We start from the raw sequence: 13,934 nt of genomic DNA on the forward strand, positions 1-13,934 counted from the left end.
ACGATGGCCCTACTGCAGATCGCCGAACCCGGCCAAAGTCCACAACCGCACCAGCGTCGCCTGGCTGTCGGGATCGACTTGGGTACCACCAATTCCCTGGTCGCTGCCTTGCGCAGCGGTCTTTCCGAACCGCTGGCCGACGAGCAGGGGCGGGTGATCCTGCCGTCCGCCGTGCGCTATCACGCCGACCGCGTTGAAGTGGGTGAGTCGGCCAAGCTGGCCGCCGCCACCGATCCGTTGAACACCATCGTCTCGGTCAAGCGCTTGATGGGTCGTGGTCTGTCCGACGTCAAGCAACTGGGCGACCAACTGCCGTACCGCTTCGTCGGTGGCGAATCCCACATGCCGTTCATCGAAACCGTACAGGGCCCGAAAAGCCCGGTAGAGGTTTCCGCCGACATCCTCAAGGTCCTGCGCCAGCGCGCCGAAGCGGCATTGGGCGGTGAATTGGTGGGTGCGGTCATCACCGTGCCGGCCTATTTCGACGACGCCCAGCGCCAAGCCACCAAGGACGCGGCCAAGCTCGCCGGTCTGAACGTGTTGCGCCTGCTCAACGAGCCGACGGCCGCTGCGGTGGCGTATGGCCTCGACCAGCATGCCGAAGGCCTGGTCGCGATCTACGACCTGGGCGGCGGTACTTTCGATATTTCGATCCTGCGCCTGACCGGCGGTGTCTTCGAGGTCCTGGCCACCGGCGGCGACAGCGCCCTGGGCGGCGATGACTTCGATCACGCCATCGCTGGCTGGATCATCGAGCAGGCGGGTTTGTCCGCCGACCTCGACCCCGGTGCGCAACGCCATTTGCTGCAAGCCGCCTGCGCCGCCAAGGAAGCCTTGACCGACGCTGCCACGGTTGAAGTCGCTTATGGCGACTGGAAAGCCGCGCTGACCCGCGAAGCCTTCGATGCCCTGATCGAGCCCATGGTCGCTCGCAGCCTCAAGGCCTGCCGCCGTGCCGTGCGCGATTCCGGCGTAGAGCTGGAAGACGTCAAGGCCGTGGTCATGGTCGGTGGTTCGACCCGCGTGCCTCGGGTTCGCGAAGCTGTTGCCGAGGCCTTTGGCCGCCAGCCGCTGACTGAAATCGACCCGGACCAGGTGGTTGCCATCGGTGCCGCGATCCAGGCTGATACCCTGGCCGGCAACAAGCGCGATGGTGGCGAACTGCTGCTGCTCGACGTGATTCCGTTGTCCCTGGGGCTGGAAACCATGGGCGGCCTGATGGAGAAGGTGATTCCGCGCAACACCACCATCCCGGTTGCTCGCGCCCAGGACTTCACCACCTATAAAGACGGCCAGTCGGCCATGATGGTCCACGTGCTGCAAGGCGAGCGTGAGCTGATCAGCGACTGCCGCTCCCTGGCCCGCTTCGAATTGCGCGGCATCCCGGCCATGGTTGCCGGTGCGGCGAAGATCCGCGTGACCTTCCAGGTCGATGCCGACGGCTTGCTCAACGTCTCTGCCCGTGAACTGGGTTCGGGCGTTGAGGCGAGCATCCAGGTCAAGCCGTCCTATGGCCTGACCGACGGCGAAATCGCCAAGATGCTCAAGGATTCCTTCCAGCATGCCAGCGACGACAAGGTGGCGCGTGTGCTGCGCGAGCAACAGGTCGACGCCCAGCGCCTGATCGAAGCCGTGCAAGGTGCCCTTGAGGCTGACGGCGAGCGCTTGCTGGATGCCGAAGAGCGCATGGTCATCGAGCTGCAGATGCAGGAATTGTCCGAATTGATCAAAGGCACCGATGGTTATGCCATCGAGCAGCAGACCAAGCGTCTGTCGCACGTCACCGACGCCTTTGCTGCCCGCCGCCTGGACTCGACGGTGAAAGCCGCCCTGGCGGGGCGCAACCTGAATGAAATCGAGGAATAACTGATGCCGCAGGTGATTTTTCTGCCCCACGAGAAGTTCTGTCCCGAAGGTATGGTCGTGGAGTGTGAGCCCGGAATTTCCATTCTCGAGCTGGCCCATGAGCACCATATCGAGATGGAAAGTGCCTGTGGTGGCGTCTGTGCGTGCACTACGTGCCATTGCATTATTCGCGAGGGCTTCGATTCGCTGGAAGAAGCGGATGAGTTGGAGGAAGATTTCCTCGATAAGGCCTGGGGCCTTGAAGCTCAATCGCGTCTGGGCTGCCAAGCCATTGTCGGCACCGAAGACCTGACCGTCGAAATCCCGAAATATTCGCTTAACCATGCGGCCGAAGCGCCGCACTGATGGTGACACTGTCATGAGCTATGGTTGGAATGATGTACAACGCATCGCAGAAGAACTGGCCGAAGCCAAGCCGGACGTGGATCCGCTGAAGGTCAATTTCGTCGATCTGCAGCACTGGATCATGGAGCTTCCCGGTTTCGACAGCACCTCTGGCCGTTGTGGCGAGAAGGTCTTGGAAGCGGTCCAGGCGCTCTGGATCGAAGAAATCGACTGATCGACCTGGCAGGTTAGGCAATACCCCTGAACCCGCGTATAATTCGCGGGTTTAATTTTTCGCAAATTACCGTTTCTGGAGTTACACCATGGCTGTTCAACGTACTTTCTCCATCATCAAGCCTGACGCCGTTGCTAAAAACGTGATCGGCAAGATCGTTACCCGCTTCGAAGACGCTGGCCTGCGCGTTGTAGCTTCGAAAATGAAGCAACTGTCCAAAGCCGAAGCCGAAGGCTTCTACGCTGAGCACAGCGAGCGCGGTTTCTTCGGTGAGCTGGTTGCTTTCATGACTTCCGGTCCGGTTGTCGTTCAGGTGCTGGAAGGCGAAAACGCTATCGCTCGCAACCGTGAGCTGATGGGCGCTACCAACCCTAAAGAAGCCGCTGCCGGCACCATCCGTGCTGACTTCGCCGAGTCCATCGACGCCAACGCCGTTCACGGTTCGGACTCCGAAGCCGCTGCTGCTCGCGAAATCGCTTACTTTTTCGCTGCTACTGAAGTAACCGCTCGCTAAGCATTGGCTTAAGAGTGAAGGTGAATCCATGACTACATCGACTGTTAAAACCAATCTGCTGGGGCTGACCCAGCCGGAAATGGAGAAATTCTTCGACTCGATCGGGGAGAAGCGTTTCCGTGCCGGTCAGGTGATGAAATGGATTCACCACTTTGGCGTCGACGACTTCGACGCCATGACGAATGTCGGCAAGGCCCTGCGCGAAAAGCTCAAGGCTGTTGCCGAGATTCGCGGCCCCGAAGTGGTCAGCCAGGACATTTCCAGCGACGGCACCCGTAAGTGGGTGGTGCGCGTGGCGTCCGGCAGCTGCGTCGAGACCGTCTACATTCCCCAGGGCAAACGCGGCACCTTGTGCGTTTCGTCCCAGGCAGGCTGTGCCCTGGATTGCAGTTTCTGCTCCACCGGCAAGCAAGGCTTCAATAGCAACCTCACCGCCGCCGAAGTGATCGGCCAGGTGTGGATTGCCAACAAATCCTTTGGCAGCGTCCCGGCGACCGTCGACCGTGCCATCACCAACGTGGTGATGATGGGCATGGGTGAGCCGCTGCTGAACTTCGACAACGTCGTTTCCGCCATGCACCTGATGATGGACGACCTGGGCTACGGCATCTCCAAGCGCCGTGTGACCCTGTCCACCTCCGGCGTGGTGCCGATGATCGATGAGCTGGCCAAGCACATCGACGTCTCCCTGGCGCTGTCGCTGCACGCACCTAATGACGCATTGCGTAACCAATTGGTGCCGATCAACAAGAAGTATCCGCTTAAGATGCTGCTCGAGTCGTGCCAGCGCTACATGTCGTCCCTGGGCGAAAAGCGCGTGCTGACCATCGAGTACACGCTGCTCAAGGATGTGAACGACAAGGTCGAACACGCGGTCGAGATGATCGAGCTGCTCAAGAACATCCCGTGCAAGATCAACCTGATCCCGTTCAACCCGTTCCCGCATTCCGGTTACGAGCGTCCGAGCAACAACGCGATTCGTCGCTTCCAGGATCAGCTTCACCACGCTGGCTTCAACGTCACCGTGCGCACCACCCGCGGCGAAGACATCGACGCCGCCTGTGGCCAATTGGTAGGACAGGTGCTGGATCGCACCCGTCGCAGCGAACGCTACATTGCCGTGCGTGAGTTGAACGCCGCGGACGATGCGGTGCAAAACGCTGCGAACAGTCACTAAGAGAGGAACTCTATGTCCCTGCGCTTCGCGCTCGTTTTGCTGTTGGCCGGCCTTTGTTCCGGTTGTGTCCTGTCGGGTGACTACAACCCGATGAGGACCAGCAAAGGGCGCGACGAGGCACGTGTGGCCTACGTGCAACTGGGCATTGGCTACCTGCAGCAGGGCATGACCGAACGGGCCAAGGTGCCGCTCAAGAAAGCCCTGGAGCTGGACGATTCCGACCCGGATGCCAACGCGGCCCTGGCCCTGGTGTTCCAGGCCGAGATGGAGCCGGAGCTGGCCGACCAGCATTTTCGCAAGGCGCTGTCTGCCCGTCCGCAAGACGCACGGATCCTGAACAACTACGGCAGCTTTCTTTTCGAGCAGAAGCGCTACAACGAAGCCTACGAGCGCTTCGAGCAGGCTGCCGCCGACACCCTTTACCCTGAGCGTTCGCGGGTTTTCGAAAACCTCGGCATGACGGCCGCGCAGCTGGGCCAGCGTGACCTGGCCCGCCAGCAGTTGGAAAAGGCGCTGCGGCTCAACCGCCAGCAACCGCGGGCGCTGCTGGAAATGGCTGAGTTGTCTTACGAAGACAGGCATTATGTGCCCGCGCGTGACTATTACGAGCGTTTTAGCCTGCTGAGTGAGCAAAATGCACGTAGTCTATTGCTCGGCGTTCGGCTGGCACATGTGTTTGAAGATCGCGACAAGGCTGCAAGTTACGGCCTGCAACTCAAAAGACTCTATCCCGGTACGCCGGAATATCAGCAATACCTGTCGGAGCAATGATGAAAGCGGCGCATCCCGAAGTTGTAGCAGCGACTCGCGTAAATCCTGGTGAGACCCTGCGTCAAGCCCGCGAAAGCAATGGTTGGTCGCTGGCCGAAGTAGCCCTCAAGCTCAATCTCACCGTGGCTTCCCTGGGCAATCTGGAAGCGGGCGCGTTCGACAAGCTGCCTGGGCACACCTTCGCCCGGGGCTACATCCGCGCCTATGCCAAGTTGCTCGGCAAGGACCAGACCGTACTGGTCCAGCAATTCGATCAATACACCGGTTCCGATGCCCAGGGCAGCAGCGTGCACAGCCTGGGTCGCATCGAGGAGCCGGTTCGCGTTTCCCACACCATTTTGCGAATCGTCAGCCTGTTGCTGCTGATCGCGGTGATTGGTGGCGGTTTTGTCTGGTGGCAGGACCAGGCGTCCTTGCGCAGCAAGGAGCCGGTCGCCATGAACACTGAGCACGTTGAGGTCGAGGGCGCCGACGGCACCACCCAGATCCATCCGCTGGACGAGCCGGAAGACCAGGCTGTCGTCGAAGGCCAGGCCGAAGGCGAAACCGCCCTCGCGTTGCCACAAAGCCCGGACGCTGCCGATGCCCAGGCGGGTACCGAGCCGGCTGTTCCAGCCCCGGCACCCGCTGCACCGACAGCGCCGGCTGCACCGATCACCGGCAGCGCACCGATTGCCACGGTACCTGCCGCGCCGAGCACACCAGCGCCGACCGTGGCTGCGCCTGCGACCCACGCCGTTCCAGCCGCTCCGACAGCTCCAGCGGCTCCGACCCCGGCTCCGGTCGCGGGTGAAGGCCAGGTACAGATTCAGTTTGTCGCCGACTGCTGGACGCAGATCACCGACGGCAACGGCAAGGTGCTGTTCAGTGGCCTCAAGCGCAAGGGCGACAGCACCTCCATCAACGGCAAGCCACCCTTTGCCGTACGCCTGGGCTATGCCCGCGGCGCGCAGGTCAGCTACAACGGCCAGCCGGTCGACATCGCTCCGTTCACCAGTGGCGAGACTGCTCGCCTGAAGTTGGGTCAATAAGTCATGCACGGCGAATCTCCAATCAAGCGTCGCGAATCCCGAAAGATCTGGGTCGGCAACGTGCCCGTGGGCGGCGATGCGCCTATCGCTGTGCAGAGCATGACCAACAGCGACACCAATGACGTGGCCGCCACGGTCGCGCAGATCAACCGCCTGGAAGCCGCCGGTGTCGACATCGTGCGCGTATCGGTGCCGGACATGGACGCCGCCGAGGCGTTCGGCAAGATCAAGCAACTGGTCAAGGTCCCCTTGGTGGCCGACATCCACTTCGACTACCGCATCGCCCTGCGCGTGGCCGAGTTGGGCGTCGATTGCCTGCGCATCAACCCGGGCAACATCGGTCGCGAAGACCGTGTCCGCGCGGTGGTGGATGCCGCTCGCGACCGGGGCATCCCGATCCGCATCGGCGTGAACGCCGGTTCCCTGGAAAAAGACCTGCAAAAGAAATACGGCGAGCCGACCCCGGCGGCGCTGGTGGAGTCGGCCCTGCGCCACGTCGAGCACCTCGAACGCCTGAATTTCCAGGACTTCAAGGTCAGCGTGAAAGCCTCCGACGTGTTCATGGCCGTCGCAGCCTACCGCTTGCTGGCCAAGGAAATCGTCCAGCCGCTGCACCTGGGCATCACCGAAGCCGGTGGGTTGCGTTCGGGCACGGTGAAATCCGCCGTCGGCCTCGGTATGCTGCTCGCCGAAGGGATTGGCGATACCATCCGCATCTCGTTGGCGGCTGACCCGGTCGAGGAAGTGAAAGTCGGCTACGACATTCTCAAGTCCCTGCACCTGCGTTCCCGTGGCATCAACTTCATCGCCTGCCCGAGCTGCTCGCGGCAGAACTTCGATGTGGTCAAGACCATGAACGAGCTGGAAGGGCGCCTCGAGGACCTGCTGGTGCCGCTGGATGTCGCGGTGATTGGTTGCGTGGTCAACGGGCCGGGCGAAGCCAAAGAGGCCCACATCGGCCTGACTGGCGGTACACCGAACCTGATTTACATCGACGGCAAGCCGTCGCAGAAACTGACGAATGACAATCTGGTGGATGAGCTGGAACGGCTGATTCGCCAGAAAGCGGCCGAAAAGGTCGAAGCCGACGCAGCGGTCATCGCGCGCGGTTAAGTCGAAAGATTAAGGAATACACGTGAGCAAGTCCCTGCAAGCCATTCGTGGCATGAACGACATCCTGCCCGAGCAGACGCCCCTGTGGCGTTATTTCGAGGGCACTGTGGCGCGTCTGCTGGATAACTACGGCTATCGGCAGATCCGCATGCCGATCGTCGAGTTCACCGAGCTGTTCAAGCGCTCCATCGGTGAAGTGACCGACATCGTCGAAAAAGAGATGTACACCTTCGACGACCGCAACGGCGACTCCCTGACCCTGCGCCCCGAAGGCACGGCGGCCTGCGTGCGTGCGGTGCTCGAGCACGGCATCACCGGCGGCGGCCAGGTGCAGAAACTCTGGTACGTCGGCCCGATGTTCCGTCACGAGCGTCCGCAGAAAGGCCGTTATCGCCAGTTCCACCAGATTGGCCTGGAGGTATTCAACCTCGAGGGACCGGACATCGACGCCGAGCTGATCGTCATGACCTGGCGCCTGTGGGGCGAGCTGGGGCTGCGTGACGCGGTCAAGCTTGAGCTCAACAGCCTGGGCACCAGCGAGTCCCGTGGCCGCTACCGTGAAGCGTTGGTGGAGTTTCTTTCCGCCCACCTGGACAAGCTCGACGAAGACAGCCAGCGCCGTCTGAAGACCAATCCACTGCGCGTGCTCGACACCAAGAATGCCGAGACCCAAGCGGTCCTGGTCGACGCGCCGAAAATGGCCGACTACCTCGACGACGAATCCCGTGCACACTTCGAAGGGCTGAAAGCGCGCCTCGACGCCGTGGGCATCCCCTACGTGATCAACCCCAAGTTGGTCCGTGGCCTGGACTACTACAGCAAGACCGTCTTCGAATGGGTCACCGACAAACTCGGCGCCCAGGGCACTGTCTGTGCCGGCGGCCGCTACGACGGGCTGGTGGAGCAGATGGGCGGCAAGCCGACTCCAGGCGTGGGCTTTGCCATGGGCATCGAGCGCCTGGTGCTGATGCTTGAAGCCTTGGACAAGGTGCCCGAAGAACTGTCCCGTCAGGTCGACGTCTACCTGTGCGCCTTTGGCGAGGCCGCCGAGCTGGCAGCCCTGTCGTTGAGCGAGCGGATCCGCGACCAGTTGCCCAACCTGCGCCTGCAGATCAACGCCGGCGCCGGCAGCTTCAAGAGCCAATTCAAGAAGGCCGACAAGAGCGGTGCGCTGTACGCACTGATCCTCGGTGACGACGAACTGGCCCAACAAGTGGTAGGTTTCAAACCCCTGCGTGGCCAGGGCGAACAACAAAGCATTGCCTGGGATGCGCTTGCTGCACACCTGGCCACCTGCGTCGTGCAGGGTTGAAGCTGTCAAACAGCCGATTTAGCGATTAAGGAGTATTGGGGTGTCGAGTACCGAAGATGAACAGCTGGCGGATTTGAAGGACTGGTGGACGCGCAACGGCAAGCCGCTGGTCACTGGCGGCCTGTTGGCGCTGGTCATCGTGTTCGGCTGGCAGGCCTACCAGAAATACCAGAGCAACCAGTCGCAAGGCGCCTCGGTGCTCTACCAGCAATTGCTGGAAACCACCCTGACCCCGGACGGCAAGCCTGACGCTGCCCGCGTGGCGGACCTGGCCGGCAAGCTGGACAAGGAATTCGGCGGCACTGCCTACGCCCAATACGGTCGCCTGTTCGTGGCCAAGGTGGCGGTGGACAGTGGCAAGCTGGACGACGCGGCCACCGAGCTCAAAGGTATCGTCGACAAACCGGCCAACCCGACCCTGGGCGAAGTGGCGCGTCAGCGCCTGGCGCAGGTGCTGGCGGCACAGAACAAGGCCGAAGACGCCTTGAAGCTGCTCGACGGTGATGCCGACAAGGCATTCCTGGCGACCCGCGAAGAACTCAAGGGCGACCTGCTGGTACAGCTGGGCCGTGCCGATGAGGCCTATGCGGCCTACCAAAAAGCCAAGGCTGCGCTGTCGGATGAAGCCGCAGTCGGTGGCCTGCAAATCAAGCTGGACGACCTGGCCAAAGGGGATGCGTGACGTGATCCGTTGGAAACATGCAGCATTGCTGGCTCTGGCCATTCTGGCCGCGGGTTGCAGCAGCAACAGCAAGAAAGAACTGCCGCCGGCCGAACTGACCGACTTCAAAGAAGAAGTCGTGCTGCAGAAGCAGTGGAGCCGCTCCATCGGCGATGGCCAGGGTGAAACCTACAACATGCTGGTGCCGGCCATCGATGGCGACACCATCTATGCGGGTGACGTCACGGGCGTGGTGATGGCGATGGACCGCACCAACGGCGACGTCAAATGGGAAGCGGATCTTGAACTGCCTGTTTCCGGCGCCGTTGGCGTGGGTTACGGCCTGGTCATGATCGGCACGCTCAAGGGCGAGATCGTCGCCCTGGACGCGAGCAGCGGTGAAGAGAAATGGCGCGCCCGCGTGACCAGTGAAGTGCTCGCACCGCCGGCCACCAACGGTGATGTGGTGGTAGTCCAGACCCAGGACGACCGTCTGATCGGCCTGGATGCCGCTACCGGCAACCAGCGCTGGTTGTACGACAGCACTCCGGCGGTACTGACCCTGCGCGGCACCAGTGCGCCGATCGTCACCAACCGCCTGGCGGTGGCTGGTTTGTCGACCGGTAAAGTGGTGGCCCTGGATGTTTCCAACGGCGTGCCGGTGTGGGAACAGCGCGTAGCGATCCCGCAAGGTCGTTCGGAGCTGGAGCGTGTGGTCGACATCGACGGCGGCTTGCTGCTGTCCGGCGGTACCCTGTACGTCGCCAGCTACCAGGGCCGCGTTGCAGCACTGGACCTGGAAAGCGGTCGTCCGCTGTGGCAGCGCGATGCGTCCAGCTACGCCGGTGTCGCCCAAGGCTTTGGCAGCGTCTACGTGAGCCTGTCCTCGGGCACCGTCGAAGGCGTTGACGAGCGTTCCACCACCGCCTTGTGGAGCAACGACTCCCTGGCCCGTCGTCAACTGTCGGCCCCGGAAGTGTTCTCCAGTTACGTTGCAGTGGGTGACCTGGAAGGTTACCTGCACCTGCTCAGCCAGGTGGACGGTCGTTTCGTCGGCCGTGAGCGCATCGACAGCGACGGCCTGCGTGCCCGTCCGCTGGTGGTGGGCGACATGATCTATGTGTATGGCAACAGCGGCAAACTGGAAGCCCTGACCATCAAGTAAGACTATGCTTGGGGCTAATCCCCCAAGCGGCCTTGTTCACAAGGTTTGCAGGGCTTGCACAGACTGCCCCGAGCACCAGCCGCTGCCTCGCAGCGGCTTTTGTATTTTCTGAAATAACGAAGTGGAGAGCCGCATGGTTCCCGTAATCGCCCTGGTGGGCCGACCGAACGTCGGCAAGTCCACCTTGTTCAACCGCCTGACCAGGACTCGCGACGCCATTGTCGGCGACTTGTCCGGTCTGACCCGTGATCGCCAATACGGTGAGGCCAAGTGGCAAGGGCGTACCTATATTCTGGTCGACACCGGCGGCATCTCCGGTGATGAACACGGCATGGACGAAAAAATGGCCGAGCAGTCGCTGCTCGCCATCGAAGAAGCCGATGTGGTGCTGTTCCTGGTAGACGCCAAGGCCGGTTTTACCGCCGCCGACCAGATGATCGCCGAGCATTTGCGCAAGCGTAACAAGCGTTCCTACGTGGTCGCCAACAAGGTCGACAACATCGACCCGGACATGGCCCGCGCCGAGTTCGCCCCGTTGGGCATGGGCCAGGCGATTCCGATCGCCGGCGCCCACGGTCGTGGCATCACCCAGATGCTGGAAATCGCCCTGGAGAGTTTCCCCAAGGACGACGCAGAAGAACCGGAAGACGGCGAGGAAGAGATCGTTGCCGAAGGCGAGGAAGCCAAGCGCATTCCGGGCCCGAGCGAAAAAGACGGGATCAAGATCGCCATCATCGGCCGCCCGAACGTGGGCAAGTCGACGTTGGTCAACCGCATGCTCGGTGAAGACCGGGTCATCGTCTATGACCAGCCCGGTACCACCCGCGACAGTATCTACATTCCCTTCGAGCGTAACGAAGAGAAGTACACGCTGATCGACACCGCCGGTGTGCGCAAGCGCGGCAAGATCCACGAAGAAGTTGAAAAGTTCTCCGTGGTCAAGACCCTGCAGGCGATCAAAGACGCCAACGTGGTGATCTTCGTGATGGACGCCCGCGAAGGCGTGGTCGATCACGACCTCAACCTGCTGGGCTTCGCCCTGGAAGCCGGTCGTGCGCTGGTCATCGCGATCAACAAGTGGGACGGCATGACGCCGAGCGAACGGGATTTCGTCAAGGTTGAATTGCAGCGCCGGCTGTTCTTCGTCGACTTCGCCGATATCCACTTCATCTCGGCCCTGCACGGCACGGGCGTGGGCAACCTCTACGCTTCGGTGCAGAACTCGTTCAAGTCGGCGGTGACTCGCTGGCCGACCAACCGCCTCACCCAGATCCTCGAAGATGCGGTAGGCGAGCACGCGCCACCGATGGTCAACAACCGTCGTATCAAGCTGCGCTACGCCCACTTGGGCGGTGCCAACCCGCCGATTATCGTGATTCACGGTAACCAGATCGAGAAGGTGCCCAAGTCGTACGTTCGTTACCTGGAGAACACCTACCGTCGCGTCCTGAAGCTGGTCGGCACGCCGATCCGCATCGAGTTCAAGGGCGGCGAGAACCCGTACGAAGGCAACAAGAACACGCTCACCGACCGCCAGGTCAACAAGAAGCGCCGCTTGATGTCGCACCACAAGAAGGCCGACAAGAAGCGCCGCGACAAGCGCTGATCCAGTCTGGATCTGGGATCTGGGATCTGTGGACCTATGGACCTATGGACCTGTGGGAGCAAGGCTTGCTCCCAAAGTCTTGCTTACCACAGCCCTGGCTCCCACAGGGCATGAGTCTTCAGCATGAGAAGGGTGCCCTGGGTGGCACCCTTTTTCATGCCCGGCGATTGGGCTATTCTCGAGCTCTCCCGCGCCGCACCAGAGCCGGGTGCAGAGCAGGGACCCTTCATGATCACCAGCAAGTTGCCGAATGTCGGCATCACGATTTTCACCCAGATGTCCCAGCTCGCCGCGCAGACGGGCGCGCTGAACCTGTCCCAGGGTTTTCCCGATTTCGATGGCCCGCAGGCCCTGCGCGATGCGGTCGGTCGGCACATTGCCCAAGGCCATAACCAGTACTCACCGATGACCGGTCTGCCGGCGCTGTGCCAGCAGATCGCGGCGAAGATCGCCCGCAGCTACGGCGCCAACGTCGATGCCGATCAGGAGGTCACCGTGACCCCAGGGGCGACCCAGGCGATTTTCTGTGCCATTGCGGCGGTGGTCCACAGCGGCGACGAAGTGATCGTCTTCGACCCCAGCTACGACAGCTACGAGCCTGCCGTGCAATTGGCCGGCGGGCATTGCGTGCATGTGCCATTGGGCCTGGATGACTTCGCCATCGACTTCGAGAAGCTCGGCCAAGCCCTGAGCCCGCGTACGCGCATGATCATCCTCAACTCGCCACACAACCCCAGCGGCGCCCTGATCAGCCGCGCCGAACTGGATCAATTGGCGACGCTGATTCGCGACCGAGACATCTACCTGGTCAGCGATGAGGTCTACGAACACCTGGTGTTCGACGGCGTTGCCCACGCCAGTGTCCTGGCCCATGAAGAGCTGTACCGCCGCGCCTTCGTGGTCAGTTCGTTCGGCAAGACCTACCACGTCACCGGCTGGAAAACCGGCTACGTGGTGGCGCCAGCGGCCCTGACGGCGGAGCTGCGCAAGGTGCACCAGTACGTCAGCTTCTGCGGCGTGACGCCGTTGCAGTACGCCCTGGCCGACTACATGGCCGAGCATCCGGAACACGTCGATGAGCTGCCGGACTTCTACCAGGCCAAGCGCGACCTGTTCTGCGATCTGCTGGCGCCGTCGCGCTTCAGCTTCAAGCGCGTGACCGGTACTTATTTCCAGTTGGTGGACTATTCGCAGATTCGCCCGGACCTGAATGACGTCGACATGGCGGTGTGGATGACCCGCGAGCATGGCGTGGCGACGATTCCGATCTCGGTGTTCTACCAGCATCCACCACAAGGCCAGCGCCTGGTGCGCCTGTGCTTTGCCAAACGCGAGGAGACGCTGCGTGAAGCGGCGCAAAAGCTATGCGTGATTTGAGCACATTGCCGGACCTCGACATTGCCCTGGTCCAGACCACCCTGGCCTGGCACGACCGCCGGGCCAACCTGGAACATTTCGAAGCGCTGCTGGAGCAGGCACGCGGGGCCGATTTGATTATCCTCCCGGAAATGTTCACCACGGGTTTCTCCATGGAATCCGAGACCCTGGCGGAGCCGGAGAACGGCCCGACGCGCCAATGGCTCAAGGCCCAGGCGGCAAAGCTGGACGCAGTGATTACCGGCAGTGTGATCATCCAGGCCGCTGACGGCAGCCATCGCAATCGCCTGCTCTGGGCACGGCCGGATGGAGAAGTGCTGCATTACGACAAACGCCATCTGTTTCGTATGGCGGGGGAGCACAACCACTACACCCCGGGTGAGCGACAGGTGCTGTTCGAGCTCAAGGGCTGGCGGATTCGTCCGCTGATTTGCTACGACCTGCGTTTCCCGGTCTGGAGCCGCGATGCCGAGGACACCGACCTGCTGCTGTACACCGCCAACTGGCCCGGGGCGCGGCGTCAGCATTGGAACCGGCTGTTGCCGGCCCGGGCGATCGAGAACCTGTGCTACGTGGCGGCGGTAAACCGTGTCGGTACCGACGGCAAGGGCTTCGCCTATACCGGTGACAGCCAGGTATTGGATTTCCAGGGCGAGAGCTTGCTCAGCGCCGGCGAAGCGGATGGTGTGTTCAAGGTGTGCTTGAACGCAGCGGACCTGGCGGCGTATCGCACGCGGTTTCCGGCGAACCTGGATGCCGACTCGTTCGAATTCATCTAACTG

14 protein-coding genes are annotated in these 13,934 nt (G+C 62.0%); all 14 read left to right on the forward strand.

Annotated features, from left to right (window positions below):
• Positions 1-3 precede the first annotated feature (3 nt).
• The 14 genes from hscA to Q7F16_RS05820 all read left to right on the forward strand — a co-directional run bounded on the left by hscA (position 4) and on the right by Q7F16_RS05820 (position 13,931).
• Positions 4-1,866 (forward strand): Fe-S protein assembly chaperone HscA, encoded by a 1,863-nt coding sequence (gene hscA / locus Q7F16_RS05755; RefSeq protein WP_046063911.1) that lies wholly within the window; start codon positions 4-6, stop codon positions 1,864-1,866.
• Positions 1,867-1,869: 3 nt separating this feature from the next.
• Positions 1,870-2,211, forward strand: a complete 342-nt coding sequence (gene fdx / locus Q7F16_RS05760) for an ISC system 2Fe-2S type ferredoxin (protein WP_046063912.1) — start codon at positions 1,870-1,872, stop codon at positions 2,209-2,211.
• 13 nt (positions 2,212-2,224) lie between these two features.
• Positions 2,225-2,425 carry a Fe-S cluster assembly protein IscX gene (gene iscX, locus Q7F16_RS05765; RefSeq protein ID WP_003198004.1) on the forward strand — a complete coding sequence of 67 codons (201 nt, stop codon included), beginning with the start codon at positions 2,225-2,227 and terminating at the stop codon, positions 2,423-2,425.
• An 88-nt stretch (positions 2,426-2,513) separates the two neighbouring features.
• Positions 2,514-2,939 carry a nucleoside-diphosphate kinase gene (gene ndk / locus Q7F16_RS05770; protein ID WP_003185145.1) on the forward strand — a complete coding sequence of 142 codons (426 nt, stop codon included), beginning with the start codon at positions 2,514-2,516 and terminating at the stop codon, positions 2,937-2,939.
• Positions 2,940-2,967: 28 nt separating this feature from the next.
• Positions 2,968-4,116, forward strand: coding sequence for a 23S rRNA (adenine(2503)-C(2))-methyltransferase RlmN (rlmN, locus tag Q7F16_RS05775; RefSeq protein WP_003198007.1), 1,149 nt, complete (start codon positions 2,968-2,970; stop codon positions 4,114-4,116).
• 12 nt (positions 4,117-4,128) lie between these two features.
• The gene (gene pilW, locus Q7F16_RS05780) at positions 4,129-4,887 is read left to right on the forward strand and encodes a type IV pilus biogenesis/stability protein PilW (RefSeq protein WP_046063913.1); all 759 of its coding nucleotides are present in this window, start codon (positions 4,129-4,131) and stop codon (positions 4,885-4,887) included.
• Positions 4,887-5,918 (forward strand): RodZ domain-containing protein, encoded by a 1,032-nt coding sequence (locus Q7F16_RS05785; protein WP_409555935.1) that lies wholly within the window; start codon positions 4,887-4,889, stop codon positions 5,916-5,918. The genes pilW and Q7F16_RS05785 overlap by 1 nt, the downstream gene beginning before the upstream one ends.
• 3 nt (positions 5,919-5,921) lie before the next feature.
• A complete protein-coding gene (gene ispG / locus Q7F16_RS05790) occupies positions 5,922-7,031 on the forward strand; it encodes a flavodoxin-dependent (E)-4-hydroxy-3-methylbut-2-enyl-diphosphate synthase (protein WP_018607678.1) in 1,110 nt (369 codons plus the stop codon).
• A gap of 22 nt (positions 7,032-7,053) precedes the next feature.
• Positions 7,054-8,343, forward strand: coding sequence for a histidine--tRNA ligase (gene hisS, locus Q7F16_RS05795; protein WP_014336698.1), 1,290 nt, complete (start codon positions 7,054-7,056; stop codon positions 8,341-8,343).
• Between the two features lie 40 nt (positions 8,344-8,383).
• Positions 8,384-9,025, forward strand: a complete 642-nt coding sequence (locus Q7F16_RS05800; RefSeq protein WP_014336699.1) for a YfgM family protein — start codon at positions 8,384-8,386, stop codon at positions 9,023-9,025.
• The gene (bamB, locus tag Q7F16_RS05805; protein ID WP_079302542.1) at positions 9,018-10,169 is read left to right on the forward strand and encodes an outer membrane protein assembly factor BamB; all 1,152 of its coding nucleotides are present in this window, start codon (positions 9,018-9,020) and stop codon (positions 10,167-10,169) included. Before Q7F16_RS05800 ends, bamB begins: the two co-directional genes overlap by 8 nt.
• A 133-nt stretch (positions 10,170-10,302) precedes the next feature.
• Positions 10,303-11,775 (forward strand): ribosome biogenesis GTPase Der, encoded by a 1,473-nt coding sequence (gene der, locus Q7F16_RS05810; RefSeq protein ID WP_003185121.1) that lies wholly within the window; start codon positions 10,303-10,305, stop codon positions 11,773-11,775.
• Positions 11,776-12,003: 228 nt separating this feature from the next.
• Positions 12,004-13,152 carry a pyridoxal phosphate-dependent aminotransferase gene (locus Q7F16_RS05815; protein WP_409555934.1) on the forward strand — a complete coding sequence of 383 codons (1,149 nt, stop codon included), beginning with the start codon at positions 12,004-12,006 and terminating at the stop codon, positions 13,150-13,152.
• The gene (locus Q7F16_RS05820; RefSeq protein ID WP_186650014.1) at positions 13,140-13,931 is read left to right on the forward strand and encodes an amidohydrolase; all 792 of its coding nucleotides are present in this window, start codon (positions 13,140-13,142) and stop codon (positions 13,929-13,931) included. Before Q7F16_RS05815 ends, Q7F16_RS05820 begins: the two co-directional genes overlap by 13 nt.
• The last annotated feature ends 3 nt before the right edge of the window (positions 13,932-13,934 follow it).

The organism is Pseudomonas sp. Lb2C2 (assembly GCF_052112205.1).
In the GTDB taxonomy this organism is placed as follows: domain Bacteria; phylum Pseudomonadota; class Gammaproteobacteria; order Pseudomonadales; family Pseudomonadaceae; genus Aquipseudomonas; species Aquipseudomonas kilonensis.

What these genes read in the sequence shown, in the direction of transcription:
- iscX (WP_003198004.1), top strand. Translation starts at nt 2,225, where the DNA reads ATGAGCTATGGTTGGAATGATGTACAACGCATCGCAGAAGAACTGGCC.
- ispG (WP_018607678.1), top strand. Translation starts at nt 5,922, where the DNA reads ATGCACGGCGAATCTCCAATCAAGCGTCGCGAATCCCGAAAGATCTGG.
- pilW (WP_046063913.1), top strand. Translation starts at nt 4,129, where the DNA reads ATGTCCCTGCGCTTCGCGCTCGTTTTGCTGTTGGCCGGCCTTTGTTCC.
- rlmN (WP_003198007.1), top strand. Translation starts at nt 2,968, where the DNA reads ATGACTACATCGACTGTTAAAACCAATCTGCTGGGGCTGACCCAGCCG.
- fdx (WP_046063912.1), top strand. Translation starts at nt 1,870, where the DNA reads ATGCCGCAGGTGATTTTTCTGCCCCACGAGAAGTTCTGTCCCGAAGGT.
- ndk (WP_003185145.1), top strand. Translation starts at nt 2,514, where the DNA reads ATGGCTGTTCAACGTACTTTCTCCATCATCAAGCCTGACGCCGTTGCT.
- bamB (WP_079302542.1), top strand. Translation starts at nt 9,018, where the DNA reads ATGCGTGACGTGATCCGTTGGAAACATGCAGCATTGCTGGCTCTGGCC.
- Q7F16_RS05785 (WP_409555935.1), top strand. Translation starts at nt 4,887, where the DNA reads ATGAAAGCGGCGCATCCCGAAGTTGTAGCAGCGACTCGCGTAAATCCT.
- Q7F16_RS05820 (WP_186650014.1), top strand. Translation starts at nt 13,140, where the DNA reads ATGCGTGATTTGAGCACATTGCCGGACCTCGACATTGCCCTGGTCCAG.
- Q7F16_RS05815 (WP_409555934.1), top strand. Translation starts at nt 12,004, where the DNA reads ATGATCACCAGCAAGTTGCCGAATGTCGGCATCACGATTTTCACCCAG.
- hscA (WP_046063911.1), top strand. Translation starts at nt 4, where the DNA reads ATGGCCCTACTGCAGATCGCCGAACCCGGCCAAAGTCCACAACCGCAC.
- der (WP_003185121.1), top strand. Translation starts at nt 10,303, where the DNA reads ATGGTTCCCGTAATCGCCCTGGTGGGCCGACCGAACGTCGGCAAGTCC.